Annotated in this window: 19 protein-coding genes; 9 read left to right on the plus strand and 10 right to left on the minus strand. The window is 69.4% G+C overall.

The window, feature by feature from the left end:
• Positions 1-31 precede the first annotated feature (31 nt).
• On the plus strand, positions 32-1,669 hold the full coding sequence (locus AB0E63_RS39400; protein ID WP_360377830.1) for a phospho-sugar mutase: 1,638 nt from the start codon (positions 32-34) through the stop codon (positions 1,667-1,669).
• A 37-nt stretch (positions 1,670-1,706) separates the two neighbouring features.
• Here the strand turns inward: AB0E63_RS39400 and AB0E63_RS39405 are convergent, their stop codons facing one another.
• The 4 genes from AB0E63_RS39405 to AB0E63_RS39420 all read right to left on the minus strand — a co-directional run bounded on the left by AB0E63_RS39405 (position 1,707) and on the right by AB0E63_RS39420 (position 4,823).
• The gene (locus AB0E63_RS39405; protein WP_360377832.1) at positions 1,707-2,156 is read right to left on the minus strand and encodes a hypothetical protein; all 450 of its coding nucleotides are present in this window, start codon (positions 2,154-2,156) and stop codon (positions 1,707-1,709) included.
• 157 nt (positions 2,157-2,313) lie between these two features.
• Positions 2,314-3,249 carry a neutral zinc metallopeptidase gene (locus tag AB0E63_RS39410; RefSeq protein ID WP_360377835.1) on the minus strand — a complete coding sequence of 312 codons (936 nt, stop codon included), beginning with the start codon at positions 3,247-3,249 and terminating at the stop codon, positions 2,314-2,316.
• Between the two features lie 111 nt (positions 3,250-3,360).
• Positions 3,361-4,263 carry an alpha/beta hydrolase-fold protein gene (locus AB0E63_RS39415; RefSeq protein ID WP_360377838.1) on the minus strand — a complete coding sequence of 301 codons (903 nt, stop codon included), beginning with the start codon at positions 4,261-4,263 and terminating at the stop codon, positions 3,361-3,363.
• Positions 4,263-4,823, minus strand: a complete 561-nt coding sequence (locus AB0E63_RS39420; protein ID WP_360377840.1) for a PH domain-containing protein — start codon at positions 4,821-4,823, stop codon at positions 4,263-4,265. Before AB0E63_RS39420 ends, AB0E63_RS39415 begins: the two co-directional genes overlap by 1 nt.
• A 46-nt stretch (positions 4,824-4,869) precedes the next feature.
• On the opposite strand from AB0E63_RS39420, the gene deoC reads away from it, so the two are divergent.
• Genes deoC through AB0E63_RS39440 form a run of 4 tightly spaced genes read left to right on the plus strand, consistent with a single transcriptional unit; the run spans position 4,870 to position 9,184 of the window.
• Complete coding sequence (deoC, locus tag AB0E63_RS39425; protein WP_360377842.1) at positions 4,870-5,826, plus strand: deoxyribose-phosphate aldolase; 957 nt, start codon at positions 4,870-4,872, stop codon at positions 5,824-5,826.
• 3 nt (positions 5,827-5,829) lie between these two features.
• Positions 5,830-7,266 carry an aldehyde dehydrogenase family protein gene (locus AB0E63_RS39430; protein ID WP_360377845.1) on the plus strand — a complete coding sequence of 479 codons (1,437 nt, stop codon included), beginning with the start codon at positions 5,830-5,832 and terminating at the stop codon, positions 7,264-7,266.
• A 7-nt stretch (positions 7,267-7,273) separates the two neighbouring features.
• The gene (locus tag AB0E63_RS39435; protein WP_360377848.1) at positions 7,274-8,131 is read left to right on the plus strand and encodes an aldehyde dehydrogenase family protein; all 858 of its coding nucleotides are present in this window, start codon (positions 7,274-7,276) and stop codon (positions 8,129-8,131) included.
• Positions 8,132-8,170: 39 nt separating this feature from the next.
• The gene (locus AB0E63_RS39440) at positions 8,171-9,184 is read left to right on the plus strand and encodes a S66 peptidase family protein (protein WP_360377850.1); all 1,014 of its coding nucleotides are present in this window, start codon (positions 8,171-8,173) and stop codon (positions 9,182-9,184) included.
• A 347-nt stretch (positions 9,185-9,531) separates the two neighbouring features.
• On the opposite strand, the gene AB0E63_RS39445 is transcribed toward AB0E63_RS39440, so the two are convergent.
• The gene (locus AB0E63_RS39445; RefSeq protein WP_360377853.1) at positions 9,532-10,149 is read right to left on the minus strand and encodes a hypothetical protein; all 618 of its coding nucleotides are present in this window, start codon (positions 10,147-10,149) and stop codon (positions 9,532-9,534) included.
• Positions 10,150-10,166: 17 nt separating this feature from the next.
• The gene (locus tag AB0E63_RS39450; protein WP_360377856.1) at positions 10,167-11,183 is read right to left on the minus strand and encodes a serine/threonine-protein kinase; all 1,017 of its coding nucleotides are present in this window, start codon (positions 11,181-11,183) and stop codon (positions 10,167-10,169) included.
• 56 nt (positions 11,184-11,239) lie between these two features.
• On the opposite strand from AB0E63_RS39450, the gene AB0E63_RS39455 reads away from it, so the two are divergent.
• Positions 11,240-11,779 carry an RNA polymerase sigma factor gene (locus AB0E63_RS39455; protein ID WP_360377858.1) on the plus strand — a complete coding sequence of 180 codons (540 nt, stop codon included), beginning with the start codon at positions 11,240-11,242 and terminating at the stop codon, positions 11,777-11,779.
• Here the strand turns inward: AB0E63_RS39455 and pepN are convergent, their stop codons facing one another.
• The 3 genes from pepN to AB0E63_RS39470 all read right to left on the minus strand — a co-directional run bounded on the left by pepN (position 11,780) and on the right by AB0E63_RS39470 (position 15,796).
• Entirely contained in the window at positions 11,780-14,221 is a 2,442-nt protein-coding gene (gene pepN / locus AB0E63_RS39460) for an aminopeptidase N (protein ID WP_360377861.1), read from the minus strand.
• Entirely contained in the window at positions 14,199-14,588 is a 390-nt protein-coding gene (locus AB0E63_RS39465) for a hypothetical protein (RefSeq protein ID WP_360377864.1), read from the minus strand. Before AB0E63_RS39465 ends, pepN begins: the two co-directional genes overlap by 23 nt.
• Positions 14,589-14,716: 128 nt before the next feature.
• Positions 14,717-15,796 (minus strand): NAD(P)/FAD-dependent oxidoreductase, encoded by a 1,080-nt coding sequence (locus AB0E63_RS39470; RefSeq protein ID WP_360377867.1) that lies wholly within the window; start codon positions 15,794-15,796, stop codon positions 14,717-14,719.
• An 83-nt stretch (positions 15,797-15,879) separates the two neighbouring features.
• Here AB0E63_RS39470 and AB0E63_RS39475 point away from each other — a divergent pair, with 83 nt between their 5' ends.
• Positions 15,880-16,584 carry a TetR/AcrR family transcriptional regulator gene (locus AB0E63_RS39475; protein WP_360377869.1) on the plus strand — a complete coding sequence of 235 codons (705 nt, stop codon included), beginning with the start codon at positions 15,880-15,882 and terminating at the stop codon, positions 16,582-16,584.
• Here AB0E63_RS39475 and AB0E63_RS39480 read toward each other — a convergent pair.
• Entirely contained in the window at positions 16,581-17,456 is an 876-nt protein-coding gene (locus tag AB0E63_RS39480; protein ID WP_360377871.1) for a LysR family transcriptional regulator, read from the minus strand. The two genes, AB0E63_RS39475 and AB0E63_RS39480, sit on opposite strands and share 4 nt — an antisense overlap.
• An 82-nt stretch (positions 17,457-17,538) precedes the next feature.
• On the opposite strand from AB0E63_RS39480, the gene AB0E63_RS39485 reads away from it, so the two are divergent.
• Positions 17,539-18,282, plus strand: a complete 744-nt coding sequence (locus tag AB0E63_RS39485; RefSeq protein WP_360377874.1) for a sulfite exporter TauE/SafE family protein — start codon at positions 17,539-17,541, stop codon at positions 18,280-18,282.
• The coding region (locus AB0E63_RS39490; RefSeq protein WP_360377876.1) for a hypothetical protein at positions 18,279-18,464 on the plus strand (186 nt) is incomplete at its 3' end. The genes AB0E63_RS39485 and AB0E63_RS39490, both read left to right, overlap by 4 nt.

Genomic DNA, 18,464 nt, shown 5'->3' on the forward strand with positions numbered 1-18,464 from the left:
GAGGAGACAAGCCCTCGGTTATCGTGCGCATGTGAACGATCACCTGCGCAGCGCCGCCGAAGCCTGGCTGAGCGAAGACCCCGACCCCGACACCCGCGCCGAACTGCGGGCGCTGCTCGACTCCGGGGACACCGCCGAGCTGGCCGACCGGTTCGCCGGCACCCTCGAATTCGGTACTGCGGGACTCCGCGGCGCCGTCGCCGCCGGGCCGAACCGGATGAACCGGGTCGTGGTCATCCGCGCCGCCGCCGGCCTGGCCGCCTACCTGAAGGCGAACGGACGCACCGACGGCCCGGTCCTGATCGGGTACGACGCCCGCCACAAGTCCGATGTGTTCGCGCAGGACACCGCCGCCGTGATGCGCGGCGCCGGACTGGACGCCGTACTGCTGGATCGTCCGACACCGACGCCGGTGATCGCCTTCGGAATCAGGCACCTCCAGGCCGTCGCCGGGGTGGTCGTGACGGCGTCGCACAACCCGCCGCAGGACAACGGCTACAAGGTCTACCTGGGCGACGGCTCGCAGATCGTGCCGCCGGCCGACGCGGAGATCGCAGCCGCCATCGCCGCCGTCGGGCCGCCGGCGGAGGTCCCGCGCGGCGAGGACTGGCAGACGACCGGCGACGACCTGCTCAACGCCTACCTGGACCGCATCGCCGAGCTGGTCCCGGCTGACGCGCCACGGGAGCTGAACGTCGCCTACACACCGCTGCACGGGGTCGGACGGACGCTGGTCGAGGACGCGGTGGCCCGCGCGGGGTTCGCCGTACCGGCGGTGGTGGCGTCGCAGGCGGACCCGGATCCGGACTTCCCGACCATCTCCTTCCCGAACCCGGAGGAGCCGGGCGCGATCGACGCCGCGCTCGAGCTGGCCCGGTCGGTGGACGCGGACATCGCGGTCGCGAACGACCCGGATGCGGACCGGTGTGCGGTCGCCGTTCCCGATGCCTCGGCCGAGGGCGGCTGGCGGATGCTGCGCGGGGACGAGCTGGGCGGGCTGCTCGGTGAGTTCCTGCTGTCGTCACAGCCGGACGGGGTGGCGGCGTGCTCGATCGTCTCGTCGTCCCTGCTCGGCAAGATCGCCGCGTCGTACGGCGTCCGGTACGTCGAGACGCTGACCGGGTTCAAGTGGATCGGGCGGGTCCCGGACCTGGTCTTCGGCTACGAGGAGGCGCTCGGGTACTGCGTCGACCCGGTGGCCGTGAAGGACAAGGACGGGGTCTCCACGCTGGTGCGCGTGCTGCAGCTGGCCGCGCGGGCGAAGTCCGAGGGGCGCACACTGCTGGATCTGCTGGACGACCTGGCGGTCAAGTACGGCCTGCACGCCACGGACCAGCTCTCGGTGCGGGTCGAGGATCTGTCTCTGATCCAGACCGCGATGAACGGGCTCCGCAGTACTCCCCCGACCTCGTTGGGCAGTCACACGGTCGAGCGGGTCGACGATCTGAGCGAGGGTACGGAGACGCTGCCGCCGACGGACGGCCTGCGCTACACGCTCTCCGAGGGTGCTCGCGTGGTGGTCCGGCCGTCGGGCACGGAACCCAAGCTGAAGTGCTACCTGGAGGTCGTCGTCCCGGTGACCGGCACCGATGTCGCGAGTGCTCGACGCCGGGCAGGAGAAGACCTGACCGGCATCAAGCATGCGCTTTCCACGGCGCTCGGCATCTGACTCCGGGGGCACCTGGCGGGTAGCTCCCCGGAGGGTGTCAGCGGGCCGCGGCCGCGGCTTCGGCCTCTTCGGTGCGCAGCGAGCTCTGCAGCGAGGCGTGCAGGATCCGCAGGGTGCTGGTCGACTGCATCAACGCGTCCCGCTCGTCCGGGTTCCGGTTGGCGAGGCTGGAGATCTCGTTGATGCTCCCCTCGATCCGGGCGATCCGGTCCGCGACCGAACCCTCCTGGCTACTGGCCCGGCGGATCGCGTCGGACGTGACCGTCCAGACGTCCTCCTTGTCGTTGGTACGCCGGGACATGTCGACCATCTGGCTCAGCGCGGCCAGGTCGTGGTCGACCTGCGTCCGCTCCACCGGCCCGGTGATCCCGGCGGTCGCCTGGCGCAGCCGGGTGACGTGACCCGACAGCTCCGACCAGCTGCACCGGCCGCTCTTGATCTTGTCCAGCACCTTCGCGTACTCGGTGTTGAACTCGTCGTAGTTCACAGTCCTTGACTCCTGCCGTTCGACGCTCGACTCAGAAACTCTAAGGCGTGCGGCCCGAAACAAGTAACCACACGATCGCAGATCGTGCGGGTGTCTCCAAAACGCAACAGCCGCCCGGTACGGCAACGCGTACCGGGCGGCTGAGTTACGTCAGAGATCAGGCGACGTACGCCGAGGGCTCTTTGAAGGTGTTGCAGCGGCCCGCGTAGGTCTTCGTGCTCTCCGCGTAGAAGCCGGCCTTGGACCAGAAGCTGTGGTTCTTCAGCGAACCGTGGTCGCGCGGATAGCCCGGCTGGTCACCGGAGTGGTCGACCAGGTACACCCACTGGGTGTAGAGGCCGCCGCTCATCGGGTAGTAGCGCTTGTTCGCGCCGATGTAGGCCGAGCCGAGGCAGGACGCCTGCAGCTCCCGGCGACGGCTCTCCTCGAGCTTCGCGGCGTTGGTGGTGAAGGCCCGCTGGCGCGCCCAGGACGCGTTCAGGATGCCGGTCAGGTACTGGATGTGGTGACCGTACTCGTGCGCGATCGTGTTGGTCGCGTACGCCCGGGCGTAGGTCGGGTTCTGCTTCCACATGTTCACGATGGTGTAGGCCGGGATGTAGATGTAGCCGTTCCCGTAGCCGCAGTAGTACGAGTTGCCGCCGCTGATGACTCCGCAGTATGTGGTCAGCTTGGTGTGGTTGTGGATGATCAGCTGCGGCTTCACCTTGGGGGCCGCGCCGGCCGCCAACAGCGTGTTGGCCCAGGACCAGTACAGGCAGTTCCACAGCTGGGTGTCGTAGGCCACGACGCCCTCGGTGGTGCGCAGGGAGACGTTGACCTCCTTGCACTTCGACGGCGTGATCGCCGGAGTCGTGTAGAGCCGGTTGTAGCGGACGACGTTCGTCGTCGAGCTGAGCGCCGTGACGGCGCCGTCGGCCTTCGGCGGGTTCGTCACCGCCTCGGCGGTCTTGCCGGCTACCGGGGTCGGCGGGACGACCGCACCGGACGCCGAGGACGCGGCCTGGGCGTTCGGCAGCGCCGCGACTGCGAGGCTGGCCAGGGCAGCGACACCGGCCAGGCCACGCAGGGTGGTACGGGAGAGATTGACCATGAGCTCCACTCTCGATGATGAAGGGACGTTGCGTGCCCATCCTGGAGTGAACAGGGTGTCAATCCGGGGCGGACAGGGGCTCTGACGCCAGGATCCGCGAAGGAGTTCCCCTCAACCTCCGAGTTTCCCGCCGAGAAACCGCAACTGGTCAGGAAGCATGCGCCGCCAGTAACCGGCGGTGTGCGCCCCGGCCTGCTCCCCACCCGCCGCGCGCAACTCCTCCCGCAACTCCTTCGCCGCCCCCGCGAACGGATCGTCCCGCCCACAATCGATGCGCACAGCAACATCCTTGAAGTCGTCGCGGCGGCCGAGCACCTGGTTGTCCGCGAAGTCCCCCGCGCCGTCGAACGCACCAGCCGTCGCGTCCTCGAAGTGCCGGTAGAGCGCCGGGCTCATCGCGCCCACCGCAACGGCCGTCCGATCTGCCGGGACCTGCCGCTGGAAGAAGTCGCTCGTCGCGAACAGCAGGCCGCCGAATCCACCCATCGACCAACCAAGGAGGCCATATCTCTCGGTGCGCAGCCCTCGCTTCGCCAGCAGCGGCAGCAGTTCCTGGTCGAGCATGGACACCGGGTCGTCCCCGTTCGCCCGGGCATGCCAGTAGTTGTCCCGCCCGCCGTCCACGGTTGCCAGCGCGAAGGGCGACGTACCGGCCTGCACGGCGGCGGTCAGGTAGCGATCGATGCCGAGGTCGTTGACGGCCGACGTGTGATCGCCACCCCGCCCGTGCAGCACCAGTACGACGGGCAACCGCGCGGCCGGCGAGTGCCCGTGGGGATAGATGACGCTGTAGCCGACCGTCGTACGACGTGCTTCCGAGGCGAAGGTGCCCGACGCGACCGGGCCGGGTGGGACATCCGGGACGACGCCGTCCGGGCCGGTCAGGCCGAGGACGTCGTGGACTCGCGCGCGGCCGGGGACCACGCCGGTCTCCAACGCGGCAACGGCGGCGGCGCCCGTCACGGTCGCGGCCGCCGCCGTGCGAAGGAGCGCTCGGCGAGACACCAACGGCATCAGCGAAGCACGGCCGCCATGATGGCGACGACCGCGAGTACGCCGATGACGATCAGCTCCGGGCGGGCCCAGGTGGTACGCACGTCGCCGTCGGACTTGGCGCCGTGCTGCTCCATGTGGGACTCGATCCGATCGACCACGAAGTCCGCGCGGGAGACCGAGCTCTCCGGCCCGAGCCTGGCGCCGCCGACCCGCTGCTTGCGAAGGTCACGCATGACGAGTACGACGCCGGGAGCGCGGAACTTGTCGTCGCCGGCGTGCACGCGAAGGATGTCGGTGACATCGACGCCACTCACCTTGCCCCACGGGATCTCGTGGTCGCGCAGGTGGTTACGCAGCAGGATGTGCTCGGGGCTGAGGGTGACGCTCGGGCGGATCAGGCCGATGTAGGCCAGCATCATCAGGATGCCGATCACAGCCGCGACCAGCAGACCGCTCGCGGTACGCCACTCCACCACGATGTCGAGCAGCCCGAGCACGCCGACCGCCACCACCAGCCCTCCGGTGATCCGGTTGGACGTGGATATGTACCGCTCGGTGTTCGGCGATTTCGACTTCACCAGCACAAAGTAACTGGCCGTCCAGAACAGCACTAGACTGCCCAGGGTGACCACTCTCGACAGCGGCGTCGACTCGTTGGCCGACGTGACCTCGTCCGAGGACCGGCTGCGCCGGTTCCTGCTCGGCCTGCCGGGCGTCGACCAGGTCGGCGCCGAGGCCAGGGCCGCCACGCTGAGCACCCGGTCGATCAAGACCACCGCCAAGGCGTACGCGCTGGACCTGGCGATCAGCATGATCGACCTGACCACGCTGGAGGGCCAGGACACCCCCGGCAAGGTGCGGGCGCTGTGCGCGAAGGCGAAGCGGCCCGACCCGGCCGACCCGAGCGCGCCGCAGGTCGCCGCGGTCTGTGTCTACCCGGACCTGGTGGCCACGGCCAAGCACGAACTGCGCGGCTCCGGCATCAACGTGGCGAGTGTCGCAACCGCCTTCCCCAGTGGGCGTTCCAGCCTCGCGATCAAGGTCCAGGACACCAAGGACGCGGTCGCGGCCGGCGCCGACGAGGTCGACATGGTGATCGACCGCGGTGCCTTCCTGTCCGGGCGGTACGGCCTGGTCTTCGACGAGATCTCCGCGATCCGCGAGGCGGCCGGCGACGCGCACCTGAAGGTGATCCTGGAGACCGGTGAGCTGGTCACCTACGACAACGTCCGGCGCGCGTCCTGGCTGGCGATGCTGGCCGGCGCGGACTTCATCAAGACCTCCACCGGCAAGGTGTCCCCGGCGGCCACGCTGCCGGTGACGCTGGTGATGCTGGAGGCGGTCCGCGACTACCACGAGTCGACCGGCCTGCACATCGGCGTCAAACCGGCCGGCGGGATCCGGACCGCGAAGGACGCGATCAAGTACCTGGTCACCGTCAACGAGACGGCCGGACCGGACTGGCTGGACCCGGAGCTGTTCCGCTTCGGCGCCTCCAGCCTGCTGAACGACCTGCTGATGCAACGCACCAAGCTGGCCACCGGGCATTACCCCGGCCCCGACTACTTCACGCTGGACTGAGGCATGAGCAGATTCGAGTACGCACCGGCCCCGGAATCGCGGGCCATCGTCGACATCAAGTCGTCGTACGGGCTCTTCATCAACGGCGCCTTCACCGACGCGACGGACGGGAAGCCGTTCAAGACCGTGTCGCCGGCGTCGGAGGAGGTGCTCGCCGAGGTCAGCGAAGCCGGCCCCGCGGATGTGGACAAGGCGGTCCGCGCCGCACGGAAGGCGTTCGACAAGGTCTGGGGGCCGATGGCCGGCCGGGACCGGGCCAAGTACCTGTTCCGGATCGCGCGGCTGATCCAGGAGCGGTCGCGTGAGCTGGCGGTGCTGGAGTCGCTGGACAACGGCAAGCCGATCCGTGAGTCCCGCGACGTCGACATCCCGCTGGTGGCCGCGCACTTCTTCTACTACGCCGGCTGGGCGGACAAACTCGAGTACGCCGGGGTCGGCGACGACCCGCAGCCGTGGGGTGTCGCGGGTCAGGTGATCCCGTGGAACTTCCCGATGCTGATGCTGGCGTGGAAGATCGCCCCGGCACTGGCCGCCGGCAACACCGTCGTACTGAAGCCGGCCGAGACGACTCCGCTGACCGCGCTGGCGTTCGCGGAGATCTGCCAGCAGGCGGATCTGCCGCCGGGCGTGGTGAACATCGTCACCGGCGCCGGCCGGACCGGGCAGGCGCTGGTCGAGCACCCGGACGTGAACAAGGTCGCGTTCACTGGGTCGACGGCCGTCGGCCGGGCGATCGCGAAGTCGGTCGCGGGTTCGGACAAGGCGATCACGCTGGAGCTCGGCGGCAAGGCGGCGAACATCGTCTTCGAGGACGCGCCGATCGACCAGACCATCGAGGGCATCGTCAACGGCATCTTCTTCAACCAGGGTCACGTCTGCTGCGCGGGTTCGCGGCTGCTGGTCCAGGAGAGTGTGTACGACGAGGTCCTGTCCCGGCTGAAGCGCCGGATGGGCACGCTGCGGGTCGGTGACCCACTGGACAAGAACACCGACATCGGCGCGATCAACTCCGCTGCCCAGCTGGCCAAGATCCGCGAGCTGTCCCAGATCGGCGAGGACGAGGGCGCCGAGCGGTGGTCGCCGGAGTGCGAGCTGCCGCCGCAGGGGTACTGGTTCCCGCCGACCGTGTTCACCGGGGTGTCCCAGGCGCACCGGATCGCCCGCGAGGAGATCTTCGGCCCGGTGCTGTCCGTGCTCACCTTCCGGACCCCGGCCGAGGCGGTCGAGAAGGCGAACAACACCCCGTTCGGGCTGTCCGCGGGGATCTGGACCGACAAGGGCTCGCGGATCCTCTGGATGGCCAACCAGCTGCGCGCCGGCGTGGTCTGGGCCAACACGTTCAACCGCTTCGACCCGACCTCGCCGTTCGGCGGCTACAAGGAGTCGGGCTACGGCCGCGAGGGCGGCCGCCATGGTCTGGAGGCCTACCTTGCCCACTAAGGATGGAGTGCGGCTCGAGGTGCGCAAGACGTACAAGCTCTACATCGGCGGCGCCTTCCCGCGCAGCGAGTCGGGCCGCTCCTACGTGGTGACCGATGCCAAGGGCAAGTTTCTCGCCAACGCGTCGCAGGCGTCCCGCAAGGATGCCCGGGACGCGGTCGTCGCCGCCCGTAAGGCGTTCGGCGGCTGGTCGGCCCGCACGGCGTACAACCGCGGCCAGGTGCTCTACCGCATCGCCGAGGTGATGGAGGGCCGGCACGAGCAGTTCAGCTCGGAGGTCTCGCTGTCCGAGGGCCTGTCGATCAGCAAGGCCCGCGCGGTCGTGGACGCGGCGATCGACCGCTGGGTCTGGTACGCCGGCTGGGCCGACAAACTGGCCCAGGTGGTCGGCTCCAGCAACCCGGTGGCCGGCCCGTACTTCGACTTCTCGTTGCCCGAGGCAACCGGTGTGGTCGCGGTGCTGGCGCCCCAGGACTCCAGCCTGCTCGGCCTGACCAGCGTGATCGCCCCCGCGATCGTCTCCGGCAACACGGTCGTCGCAGTCTCGTCGTACGAACGTCCGCTGCCGGCGATCACGTTGGGCGAGGTGATGGCGACCTCCGACGTACCGGGTGGCGTGGTCAACCTCCTCACCGGATCGGCGTCGGAGATCGGTCCGTGGCTGGCGTCGCACATGGACGTCAACGCCATCGATCTCTGTGGCATCGAGGACCTGGACGAGGCCCGCGACCTGGAGGCCGCAGCGGCCGACAACCTCAAGCGGGTACGCCGTCCTGCCGCGGAGGACTGGACCGAGTCCCCGGGCCTGTCCCGCCTCACGCAGTACCTGGAGCTGAAGACGGTCTGGCACCCGATCGGCGTTTAATCACTCGGGTTCGGGCCGGAGGCGTCGTACAGTCGCCGCATGGTCCAGCCTGGTGACAAGGTCGCAATCGTCTCGCCGTCGCGTGGTCTGCCGGAGATCTTCCCGGGTCCGTACGAGCTCGGCCTGCGACGGTTGCGCGACGACTTCGGCCTGATCCCGGTCGAGTACCCGACGACCCGCGTGCTCGCGGCCAGCCCGCAGGCGCGGGCCGCCGACCTGCACGCAGCCTGGTCGGACCCGTCGATCCGCGCGGTGCTCGCGACGATCGGCGGCGACGACCAGCTCACCGTGCTGAAGCACCTCGACCCCGTGGTCTTCCAGGCCGACCCGAAGCCGTTCTTCGGGTACAGCGACAACACGAACCTGCTCAACTTCCTGTATTCGTTGGGTTTGCCGGCCTTTCACGGCGGCAGCGTGATGGTCCAGTTCGGTCGCGGCGGCGCCATGCACCCGGACTCCGAGCGCTCCCTCCGCGCCGCGCTCTTCACTCCCGGCGAGTTCGAGCTGACGCCGGCCGAGGCCTGGACCGACCACGACCACGACTGGGCCGTCCCCGCCAACCTGGAGACCGAGCCACCACTCTTCCCCGGCACGGGTTGGACCTGGCAAGGCACGCAACCCGTCAGCGGGCGCTTGTGGGGCGGCAACTTGGAGATCCTCGACTGGCAGCTCTCCGCCAACCGCTGGATGCTCCCCACGGACTCCTACGACGGCGTCCTCTTCCTCGAAACCAGCGAAGAACTCCCCACCGCCGAAACGGTCTACCGGATCCTCCGCACCTTCGGCGAACGCGGCCTCCTACAGCGCTTCGACGCCGTGTTGTGGGGCCGCCCGAAGTCCTGGTCCCTGGAACACCACTTCACCCCAGCGGATTCCGTCGCCTACGTCACCGCCCAATACCTAGCGGTAGACCGAGCCCTCACGGAGTACAACCCAACCGCCGTCGTCGTCAAAGGCCTGGACATAGGCCACACCGACCCCCAACAAGTCCTCCCCTACGGCGGCCAAGCCCAAATCACCCCAGCCACCAACCGCATCACCGTCACCTACTAACCCCAGCACCCAGCATCCCAACTCGGGTCGTCCGCGTCCTCCCACGTACCGAACAACGGGTAGTGGTCCCTCACCTCGCTGCTCCCGCTGGGCGGCACCCGCCGTCCACCTGCCGCCAGACACCACCACTACCCGTCCGTCGGTACACCACCCAACCGCCGACCCGGCAGTCGTCCGAGCTTCAAGTGACTGCCGACCCGCGAGACCGGCAGTCCCGCCATCCGGACCAACCCGGCCAGCCGCCGTGGGCCAGGACCCCCACTGGTGGCCGGAGACAAGTAATAACAGGTCCAACCCCACCACAACCTATCCAAGCCCCCAACAACCGCCGCGCTTCCGGCTGCCGGCTAGCGGACGAGGGTGCTGGTCAGGGCGGGGTTCGGGTTTGGGTAGCAGGTGATGGGGGCGGTGGTGGTGAGGAACTTCCATTTGATTTTGGCTTGGAGGGTCAGGCCGGGGTCGTCGTAGCTGGTGCCTTTGAGCCTGGTCTCGATGGTCGTGCCGCGGCGGCCGGATTTCAGCCGGACAGCGAGTGTCGGCAGCTGGTAGTCGGCGCCGCCCGGGATCGGACCGGCCACCTTGACGATGACGAACCCACCGTCGAGGTCGATCGTGGGCGTGGAGTTGAGGCCGGAACCGCCGGCCACCCTGGCACTCACGTACGACGAGTTGGCCGGGATCGGGACCCGCAGAGACAGGTCGCGGACCTCCTGCAGTTTGAAGCCCTTGACCTCACTGGGCAGCGAGCCGGGCTTGAGGTCGACCGCGATCGTGAAACGGGTGTTGGGACGCACGGCAGGAGGCGCTTTCGCATCCACAGCCTGCCGCAACGACAGCGTGTGCTGACCGAACTTGGTGTTCGCGCGGCAGGCATAGCTCGCGGTAGGCACGGCCGCCTCAGCTCCAGAGACGACGACCAGCAGTGGAAGGACGGCAAGAACCACAAGACTGCGGTAAGTAGCCATATAACTACTCTATGCAGTCATCGGCCGAACAGGAACCAGCCGCCCACGCCGGCGAGCACGAACACGACCGGCAGCGCGAGCAGGAACCACGCCCGGTTCCGCCGCCGGCGACGTACCGGCGGGTCGGCGGCGACGATCGTCGGGAGATCGTCGCCGGTGATGCTGGTCCGCTCCGCCGCCCGCAGTGGCGCCTCCTGCTCCAGCCGGTACGCCTCGGCCTCGAGCCGGTCGGCGAGCGTGTCGGCTCGCTCCCACCGGTCGGGAACCCGATACGCCAGCGCCCGGGCCATGATGTCGTCGACCTGCCCGATCGAGTCGTGCAGCGCGGTCCGCAAGCTCGGCGGCGGCAGGTCCGGGTCGCGATTGAGCACATCGCTGATCGAGGCCGCGGCGTACGGCGGGTGCCCGGTGATCAGCGCGTACGTCACCGCACCGACCGCGTAGATGTCCGCCCGCTCGTCGAACCCGCCATCGCTGCGCCCCTGCTCAGGAGCCATGTACGACGGCGTGCCGACGGCCTGGGTCAGCCCGGACGCCTCGGCAGCCCGCTTCGCCAGCCCGAGGTCGGCCAGCACGATCCGGTGCGTACCACCACCGGACTCGTCGCCCTGGTTGGGCCGGAGCAGCAAGTTCGCCGGGGTGACATCGCGGTGTACGACGCCCTCGCTGTGCAGGGCCGCCACCGCCCGAGCCAGGTCCGCACCCCACCACAACGCGTCCACAGGGTCCAGCGGTCCGTGCCGCAGAACGTCGCCCAGCGTGCCACCGCCGACGTAGTCCATCACGAAGTACGGGCGTCCGTCCGGGAGCTTCCCGAGGTCGAACACCCGGACCACGCGATCGCTCGCGATCCGGCGCATCAGCCGCGCCTCGGACAGGAAGCGTTCCCGCACGTCGGCACGCGACGCCCAGTTGTCCGCGAGGATCTTGACGGCCACGTCCACGTCGAGGTCGTCGTCGTACCCACGCCACACGGTCGCGAACGCGCCCGCGCCGATCTGGTCCCGCAGCCGGTACCTGCCGATGGCATCCATCCCGGCTATTGTCGTGCACAGCCGAGTTCATTGGTGGGAACAGACGCTGGGGGAGCATGAACGAGGAGCTGGAAGATCTGGCCACCCGTGCCGCCACGGGGGATCAGACCGTCCTGCCGCAACTCCTGCAGGCGATCCGGCCGCAGGTGCAGCGCCGGGTGGCCAAGTTCCTGCCGTACCGCGAGGACGCCGAGGAGGCGGTCCAGGACACCTTGCTCCAGGTGGCCACCAAGATCCACACCTTCAGGGGCACCGGCAGCTTCGCCGGCTGGGTCACGATCGTGGCCACCAACCAGGCCCGGCAGACCTACCGCTCACTGAAGCGGCGCGCGGTCGAGCAGTCCGCCGAGGTCCTGCCGGAGTCCGTCGACCCACGGACGACCTCGGTGATCGCAGGCTCCCGTCTGGACCTGCTGGAGGCGCTGGAGTCGCTCGAGTCCAGCCATCCCCAGCTGGTCCAGCCGCTGGTACTGCGCGACCTGGGCGCGTTGACGTACGCCGAGATCGCGGACGAGCTCGATGTCCCGCTCGGCACGGTCAAGGCCCGGATCCACCAGGCCCGCAAGGCCGTCGCCGAACGCCTCACGGTGCGCTGACTAACCGAACGTACGGCGTACCTCCACCGCCCGGCGCAGATCGTCGAGGAAGTTGGCGGTCTGGCGGCGGATGGCCGGACCGACGCTCTCGTCGGCGATCAGTGCCTCGGCCGGGGCGATCAGGTCCGCGTCGATCGCGTACCGCGGCGCGATCCGGTGCACCGTCAGCCCGACCACCATGCCGGACCGGATCTCGGCGGTCCGCGGGATGTCGGTGAAGAACCGCTGCACGTACGGCGCGGTGATCGCGGCCTGACCCGGGTGCCAGAAGCCCTCGGCCGTGGCCAGCAACTCCTTCACCCCGATCGCTGGGTCCGTCATGATCCGCGTCCACGCGGCTTCCTTGCCGTCCGGCAAGGCGGCCCGACACCGGGCGGCCTGGTTGACGCCCTCGGTCGATGTGTCGCGGGCGAGTTCGGCATCGATCTCCGCCGCGCCGTACGCCCCCAGCTGCACGAGCCGGAGGACGAGCGACCAGCGGAGGTCCACGTCGATCTCCAGGCCGGCCAGCGAGTTGACACCCTCGAGCCAGGACCTCAGCAGGTCCGCGTCGTCCGTGGTCGCGATGACCCCGCGCGCGGTGACGAGCTGCAGGCTACTGCCTGGCGCGGTGCTCGCCAGTTTGTTGCTCAGGGCATCGGCGACCGGGCCGCGAAATTCGTCGTACGGAAGGTAGCTGCCGAGGAGCCGCTCTTCGACCCAGCGGGCGAGCGAGCCGACGGCGATGTCGCTGTCCTCGTGCGGCAGCGCCGTGATGAACAGTTCGAGGGCCTGACGGGGGTCCAGCTCGCCGCTCATCGTGGAGTCACGGATCGCGTTCCAGATCACGGCGCGGGTGGTGCCGTCGGCGATCTTCGGCAGCACGGCCGGGAGGTTGGCGAGGCTCGCGGCGTCGAGCCGGATCTTCGCCCAGGTGTCGTCGTTCGCGTCCGGTACGGTCACCGCAAGGTCGTTGCTGAGCGCAACGTCCACGGTGTCCTGGTCGAGGACGACGTCGACGATCGACGCGGCGCCGCTCTCGTCGTACCCGCCGACGCTCAGCTTGTGCAGCCGGCGCGAGCCGTCCGGGCTCTCGCGGTGCAGGACGACGCCGGTGGCTGCGCGCTCGACCGTGATCGTATCCAGGCCGGACGTCCGCAGCCACTGCGCGGACCAGTTGTCCAAGTCCTTCGCGCCGGCCTCGGTGAGCTTCTCGATGAACTCGTGCAGGTCGGCGTTGCCGTACTCGTGGGCCTCGAGATGCGCGTTGACACCCTTCAGGAACACGTCGTCGCCGAGGTACTTGGCCAGCTGCTTGAGCACTGCGGCGCCCTTGGCGTACGAGATCCCGTCGAAGTCGTCGAGCGACTGGCGCGCGTCCTTCAGGCTGTCCGGCGCGACCGGGTGTGTCGAGCTGCTCTGGTCCGTCTGCAGTCCCCACCACTTACGCACGAAGGCGAAGTCGGTCCAGTTGCCGCCGTAGCTGGTCGCGTCCTCCGACACGCGGTGCGCCATGTACTCCGCGAACGATTCGTTCAGCCACATGTCATTCCACCACTTCATCGTGACCAGGTCACCGAACCACATGTGCGCCATCTCGTGGACGATGATCCGGGCGCGGGTACTGCGTTCGGCCTCGGTGGCCTGGCTGCGGAAGACCAGGTGGTCGGCGAACGTCACGCAGCCCGGGTTCTCCATCGCGCCGAGATTGAAGTCCGGTACGAACGCCTGCCAGTACTCACCGAACGGGTACCGCTGCGGGAACATCCGGTGGTACTCGTCGAAGGCCTCCCGGGTGGTCCGGAACAGGTCGTCGGCGTCCCGCTCGAGAGACTCCTTCAGCGATTGCCGGCAGGCGAGTCCGAGCGGGATCCCCTCGTACTCACTCCTGATCTGGTGGTACGGGCCGGCGACGATCGTGACGAAGTACGTCGACAGCGGCTTGGTCTCCGCGAGCGTCCACTCCCCCGGCGCGGTCCGCGTGGCAGCGCCGTTGCCCATCACCACCCAGTCCTCGGGGCACGTCACCGAGATCGCGTACGGCGCCTTGAGATCGGGCTGGTCGAAACACGGGAAGTAGCGCGGCGCCGACTCCAGCGACGACATGCCGTAGGTGTAGACCCGCCCGTCCGCGGCGTCGACGGACCGCTGCAAGCCTTCGCCGTCCGCGGAGTACTTCATCTCCGCAGTCACCACGAGCTCGTTCTCCGCCTGCAGCCCGGCCAGCGGAAAACGGCCGTCGTCCAACAGCTTCGGATCCAGGTCCCGCCCGTTCAGCACGACGCTGATCAGCCGCTCAGGCTTCACGTCCACCCAGCTCGCCTCGGCTGTGGCCGCGAACCTCAGCGTGCTCACCACGCCGAAGGTCGTCCCGCCATCGGTCAGATCGAAGGCGACCTCGGCCGAGCGCACGGTCAATCCGGCCGCGCGTTCGCGGGCTTCACTCACTGTCAGGGCGGGCATGGTTCTCCTCGGTGGGTACGGCCGCGGCGGCGAGCTGTGCGACTGCCTTGACCTCGGCGCTGGTAGTGGTTTCGAGGACGTGAGCGATCAGTTCGGCGTCCTCGGGTTGCGCAAGACTCGTCAGCACGTTCAACGCACTCTGATGGTCGAACCCGGCTTGGATATCCGGGTCATCCGCCGGTGGGCGGGACAAGATCTCCCGGGCGACCACCCGTACCTCACCGCCGAGCGGCTCCAGCGGGTTTCCGCCGCTCAACCGGGTGTACGCCGCGGCGACCTGGTACATGTTCAGCGCACGGCAGACCGTGGCGATGTTGCTGCTGTGCAGCAGCACACTGAACGCCTGCAAGGGGATGTCCCCGGTCATGGGGCCTCCCGCCCTGGACTGAGGAGCGTAGGGAGCGCAGCGACTGGAGCGACGAGGGAAGGGCGGGAATCAAAGCCCCATGACCCGCCGCGCCGGAGGCGCGGCAATGACACCGTCATGGCTGCACGCTAGTCGACGGGCTCTGGCTGGAAGAATCGCAGTAGGTTCTGCGCTGCGTCCGGCCCGATCATCATCTCCGAGACCGCTGCCGACTGCTTCGCGGTCTCGGCGGCGCGGGACAGCATCGCCGGTTCGTAGTCCGCCACCGCGGCATCCAGATCGCCCGGGTGTGCTGCGATGGCCCGGGCGAGGTCGGCGGCATCCAGCATGGCCAGGTTGGCCCCCTGGCCGACCGGTCGCATCAGATGGGCGGCGTCGCCGAGCAGGGTGACACCGGGCCGGCGCGGCCAGGTCAGGCCGGTCGGCATCACGTTGACCGGCCGCACCACGACCGGCTCGTCACGAGCGGCCCACAGTCGACGGAACCGAGGATGCCAGCCGTCGAGCAGGTCACTGTCGAGATCGGGAGTGCCTTGGAGCGAGATGCCGACCCGGATGGTGCCGTCGCCGTTGCGCTGGGCGGCCAGGTGCCGGTCCGGGCCGAACACCCAGTAGTTGCCGCGGCCAACCATCGCGGCCAGTTCGGGCTGGGTGCGGTCGGCATCGTGGATCGCGCTGTCGATCGCGGTGCTGCCGCCGTAGACGGGCCGGGCATCGGTGACCAGCGGGCGGACACGGGAATTGGCGCCGTCCGCACCGACGAGCAGGTCACACTCGATCTCGCTGCCGTCGTCGAGGAACACGACATACCCACCGGCCCGTGCTTTCGCGCGGTTGAAGGCGCTGCCCCAGCGCACCGTGCCGGGCGGCAGCGAGGCGAGCAACAGGTCTCGCAGGTCCGCCCGGTCGATCTCCGGGCGGGCCATCGGCGCATCGTCCGGGGTGTCCTCCTGGAGCAGCAGCGTGCCGGTGTGATCGAGCAGCCGCATGTCCTGGCCTTCGCGGCGCGCCACCGCGAGGAACTGCTGTTCGAGGCCGGCGGCGCGCAGAGCGGCCTGGCCGGTGTCGGTGTGCAGGTCGAGCATGCCGCCCTGGGCACGGGCCTCAGGTCCGGCGTCGCGCTCGAACACGACGGCGTCGATGCCATGGACGTGCAGAACCCGCGCGAGGGTGAGGCCGCCCGGGCCGCCTCCGATGATCGCGATCATGATGAACTCCGTTCGATACGCCGTATTTGCCGATACACTGTATCGCCCGAGGCAGTGTATTGTTCAAGGCTCGGAGGTGTTAGGTGGCGGACAGCCCACTCGTCTGGGAGCGGCCCGAGCCGCCGGAGCGACGTGCACCGAGCCCCTTGAGCCGGGAGCGGATCGTGCGTGCCGCCATCACCCTGGCCGATGCCGAGGGCCTGGACTCGGTGTCACTGCGGAAGGTCGCCGGCGCGCTCGACGCGGGCCCAATGCGGCTCTACAGGTACGTCGACACCAAGGAAGAGCTGCTCGAGTTGATGGTCGACGCCGTGTACGGCGAGCTCCCGGCGCCGACGGGTCCGACCTGGGCCGACGTGCTGTGGTCGATCGCGAACGGGATCCGGGACGCTGCCCTGCGGCACGAATGGTTCGCCGACCTGCTCGGCGGCCGCCCGCACTTCGGCCCGGCGACCCTCGCGCACACCGAGAGCTCCCTGGCCGCGCTCCGGACCGCCGGGATCGACGACCTCGACACCATGATGGGCGTGCTCGAGGCGCTCGACCTCTACCTGATCGGTGCCGTGCGCAAGGAGATCACCGAGCGCAGGGCCGAACGCGCCACCGGCCAGGACGAGCGGGAATGGCAGGCGAAGACCTTCCCCTACCTGGCCCGGGCGTTCGCGGCCGGGCACTACCCCACCCTCGAGAAGGTCATCCACGACGCCCGGCACCGGTCCGCCGCCGAGGTGTTCGAGCTGGGTTTGGGCTACCTCCTGGACGGCATGGCCCGCCGCCTCCAGCGCTAGCGGCTTGCCGCCGCGTGCAGGTGGGCCGCCAGGAGGTGGGCGGACTCAGGAGCGTTCGCGGAGTAGCAGAGCAGGTGCGCCCGGGTGGACCACGAATCCTGCAGCGGGCAGATCTCGACAGTGGTGTTGGCGTCGACGGCTCGGCGAGGCACGATCGCGAGGCCCGCGCCGGCGGTCGCCAGCGTGATCAGGGTGTGCAGGGTGGGTACGACGGTGCGGTAGCGGGGCGCCGGGGCGTGCGGGCCGAGGCGTTCGTCCATCCACTGGGTGAGCGGGGAGTTGCGGTCGAGCCCGACCAGGGGATGTTCGGCGACTTCGGCGTACGCGATCGAGGTGCGGCCGGCGAGGATGCCGCCGGCCTGGCCGATCACGACCAGGGAGTCGTCGGCGAGCGGTTCGGTCCGGAGGGGCGTCGGCTCGTCGTCGAGGATGACGCCGAGGTCGGCCTCACCGGCGGCGAGGATGCGGACGCTGCGGACTGTGCGGCGTTCGCTGACATTCACGTCGTACTCCGGATGGTCGCGGAGGAACGTGGCGAGCGCGACTGGGACGAGTTGGTGCATCGCGGACCCGCCGGCGACCAGGCGGATCGGTGCGGACCGGGAGACGGCGTACGACGCGACCGCGCTGTCGAGCCGGGTCGTCTCGGCGAGGACCTCGCGGGCGTGCCGGGCCAGGGTGGCGCCCGCGGGAGTGAGCCGGACGCCACGGCGTTCGCGGACCAGCAGGGGTACGCCGGCCTGCGCTTCGAGCGCTCTGACCCGCGCGCTGGCCGAAGGCAGACTGAGGTGCATCACCCGCGCGCCGGCGGTGATCGAGCCTTCCGCCGCGACGTGGGTGAAGAGCCGTAGGTCGTCGAGGTCGTACCGCATGCGTTCAGCCTACGTCTCAGCCTGAGGCTGGCTACGGGGATCGCGCATTGTGGAGTACGCGCCGAGCCGTGATCCTCGAAGGATGCTGCTGATCCTCCTCGCCGGTGTCGCGGCCGGCGCGCTGAACGCCGTCGGCGGTGGCGGGAGCTTCGTGGCCCTGTCCGCCCTGGTCGCGGCCGGGATGCCGCCGGTCACCGCGAACGCGACCACGACCGTCGCGCTGCTGCCGGGTAACGCGACCAGCGCCTGGGTCTACCGGCGTGAGGTGGAGGGCTTCGCCCGGCCGTCTCCGCTCCGGCTGACCCTGGCAAGCGTGCTCGGCGGGGCGATCGGCGCCGGCCTGCTGTTGTTGTTGCCATCGGCATCTTTCGAGGCCGCGGTCCCGTGGCTGCTGGCGTTCGCGACCGTCGTCCTCGCGTTCGGCAAGCGACTGACCCAAGCGCTGCGGCTCGGTACGCCGGGGCCGGCGGCGATCCTGGCCGGGCAGTTCGTCCTGTCGATCTACGGCGGGTACTTCGGTGGCGCGGTCGGCCTGATGATGCTGGCGTTCTGGACCGCGACCACGTCACTCGACCCGGCCCGGGGAAACCCACTCCGCGTCATCCAGGTCGCGGCCGTCTACCTGACCGCGGCCATCATCTTCGTCTTCGCCGCCGACGTCCTGGCCCAGCCGGTCGAACTGGTCGCGCTGTTGGCCGGTGCTGTCATCGGCGGGTACGCCGGTGCTCACCTGGTGAGGCGGATTCCGTCCGCCGCACTGCGCGTTCTTGTCCTCACCGCAGCCGTCGCGATGACGGCGTTGTTCTTCGTACGGGCATTCCGATGAATCGGGCGCAGTTGGCGATGGCCTATCAAGCCTGCGAGGTCGCCGATCTGGCCGCTTCCGCTGTGAGCGTTGACGATCCGGCCGAGGCGCTGGCCCAGGCCGAGCGGGTACTCGCGGCGGCGGGCAGACTCCTGGCCGCCGCGACGCGGCTCGTCGAGCCCGCCGCGACGCGGCTCGTCGAG

Source organism: Kribbella sp. NPDC026596 (genome assembly GCF_040638415.1).
Taxonomy (GTDB): Bacteria; Actinomycetota; Actinomycetes; order Propionibacteriales; family Kribbellaceae; genus Kribbella.

Coding starts and splice junctions, on each gene's coding strand:
- AB0E63_RS39410 (WP_360377835.1), bottom strand. CDS start 3,249: ATGGTCAATCTCTCCCGTACCACCCTGCGTGGCCTGGCCGGTGTCGCT.
- AB0E63_RS39415 (WP_360377838.1), bottom strand. CDS start 4,263: ATGCCGTTGGTGTCTCGCCGAGCGCTCCTTCGCACGGCGGCGGCCGCG.
- AB0E63_RS39430 (WP_360377845.1), top strand. CDS start 5,830: ATGAGCAGATTCGAGTACGCACCGGCCCCGGAATCGCGGGCCATCGTC.
- AB0E63_RS39440 (WP_360377850.1), top strand. CDS start 8,171: ATGGTCCAGCCTGGTGACAAGGTCGCAATCGTCTCGCCGTCGCGTGGT.
- AB0E63_RS39445 (WP_360377853.1), bottom strand. CDS start 10,149: ATGGCTACTTACCGCAGTCTTGTGGTTCTTGCCGTCCTTCCACTGCTG.
- AB0E63_RS39450 (WP_360377856.1), bottom strand. CDS start 11,183: ATGGATGCCATCGGCAGGTACCGGCTGCGGGACCAGATCGGCGCGGGC.
- AB0E63_RS39455 (WP_360377858.1), top strand. CDS start 11,240: ATGAACGAGGAGCTGGAAGATCTGGCCACCCGTGCCGCCACGGGGGAT.
- pepN (WP_360377861.1), bottom strand. CDS start 14,221: ATGCCCGCCCTGACAGTGAGTGAAGCCCGCGAACGCGCGGCCGGATTG.
- AB0E63_RS39465 (WP_360377864.1), bottom strand. CDS start 14,588: ATGACCGGGGACATCCCCTTGCAGGCGTTCAGTGTGCTGCTGCACAGC.
- AB0E63_RS39470 (WP_360377867.1), bottom strand. CDS start 15,796: ATGATCGCGATCATCGGAGGCGGCCCGGGCGGCCTCACCCTCGCGCGG.
- AB0E63_RS39480 (WP_360377871.1), bottom strand. CDS start 17,456: ATGCGGTACGACCTCGACGACCTACGGCTCTTCACCCACGTCGCGGCG.
- AB0E63_RS39485 (WP_360377874.1), top strand. CDS start 17,539: ATGCTGCTGATCCTCCTCGCCGGTGTCGCGGCCGGCGCGCTGAACGCC.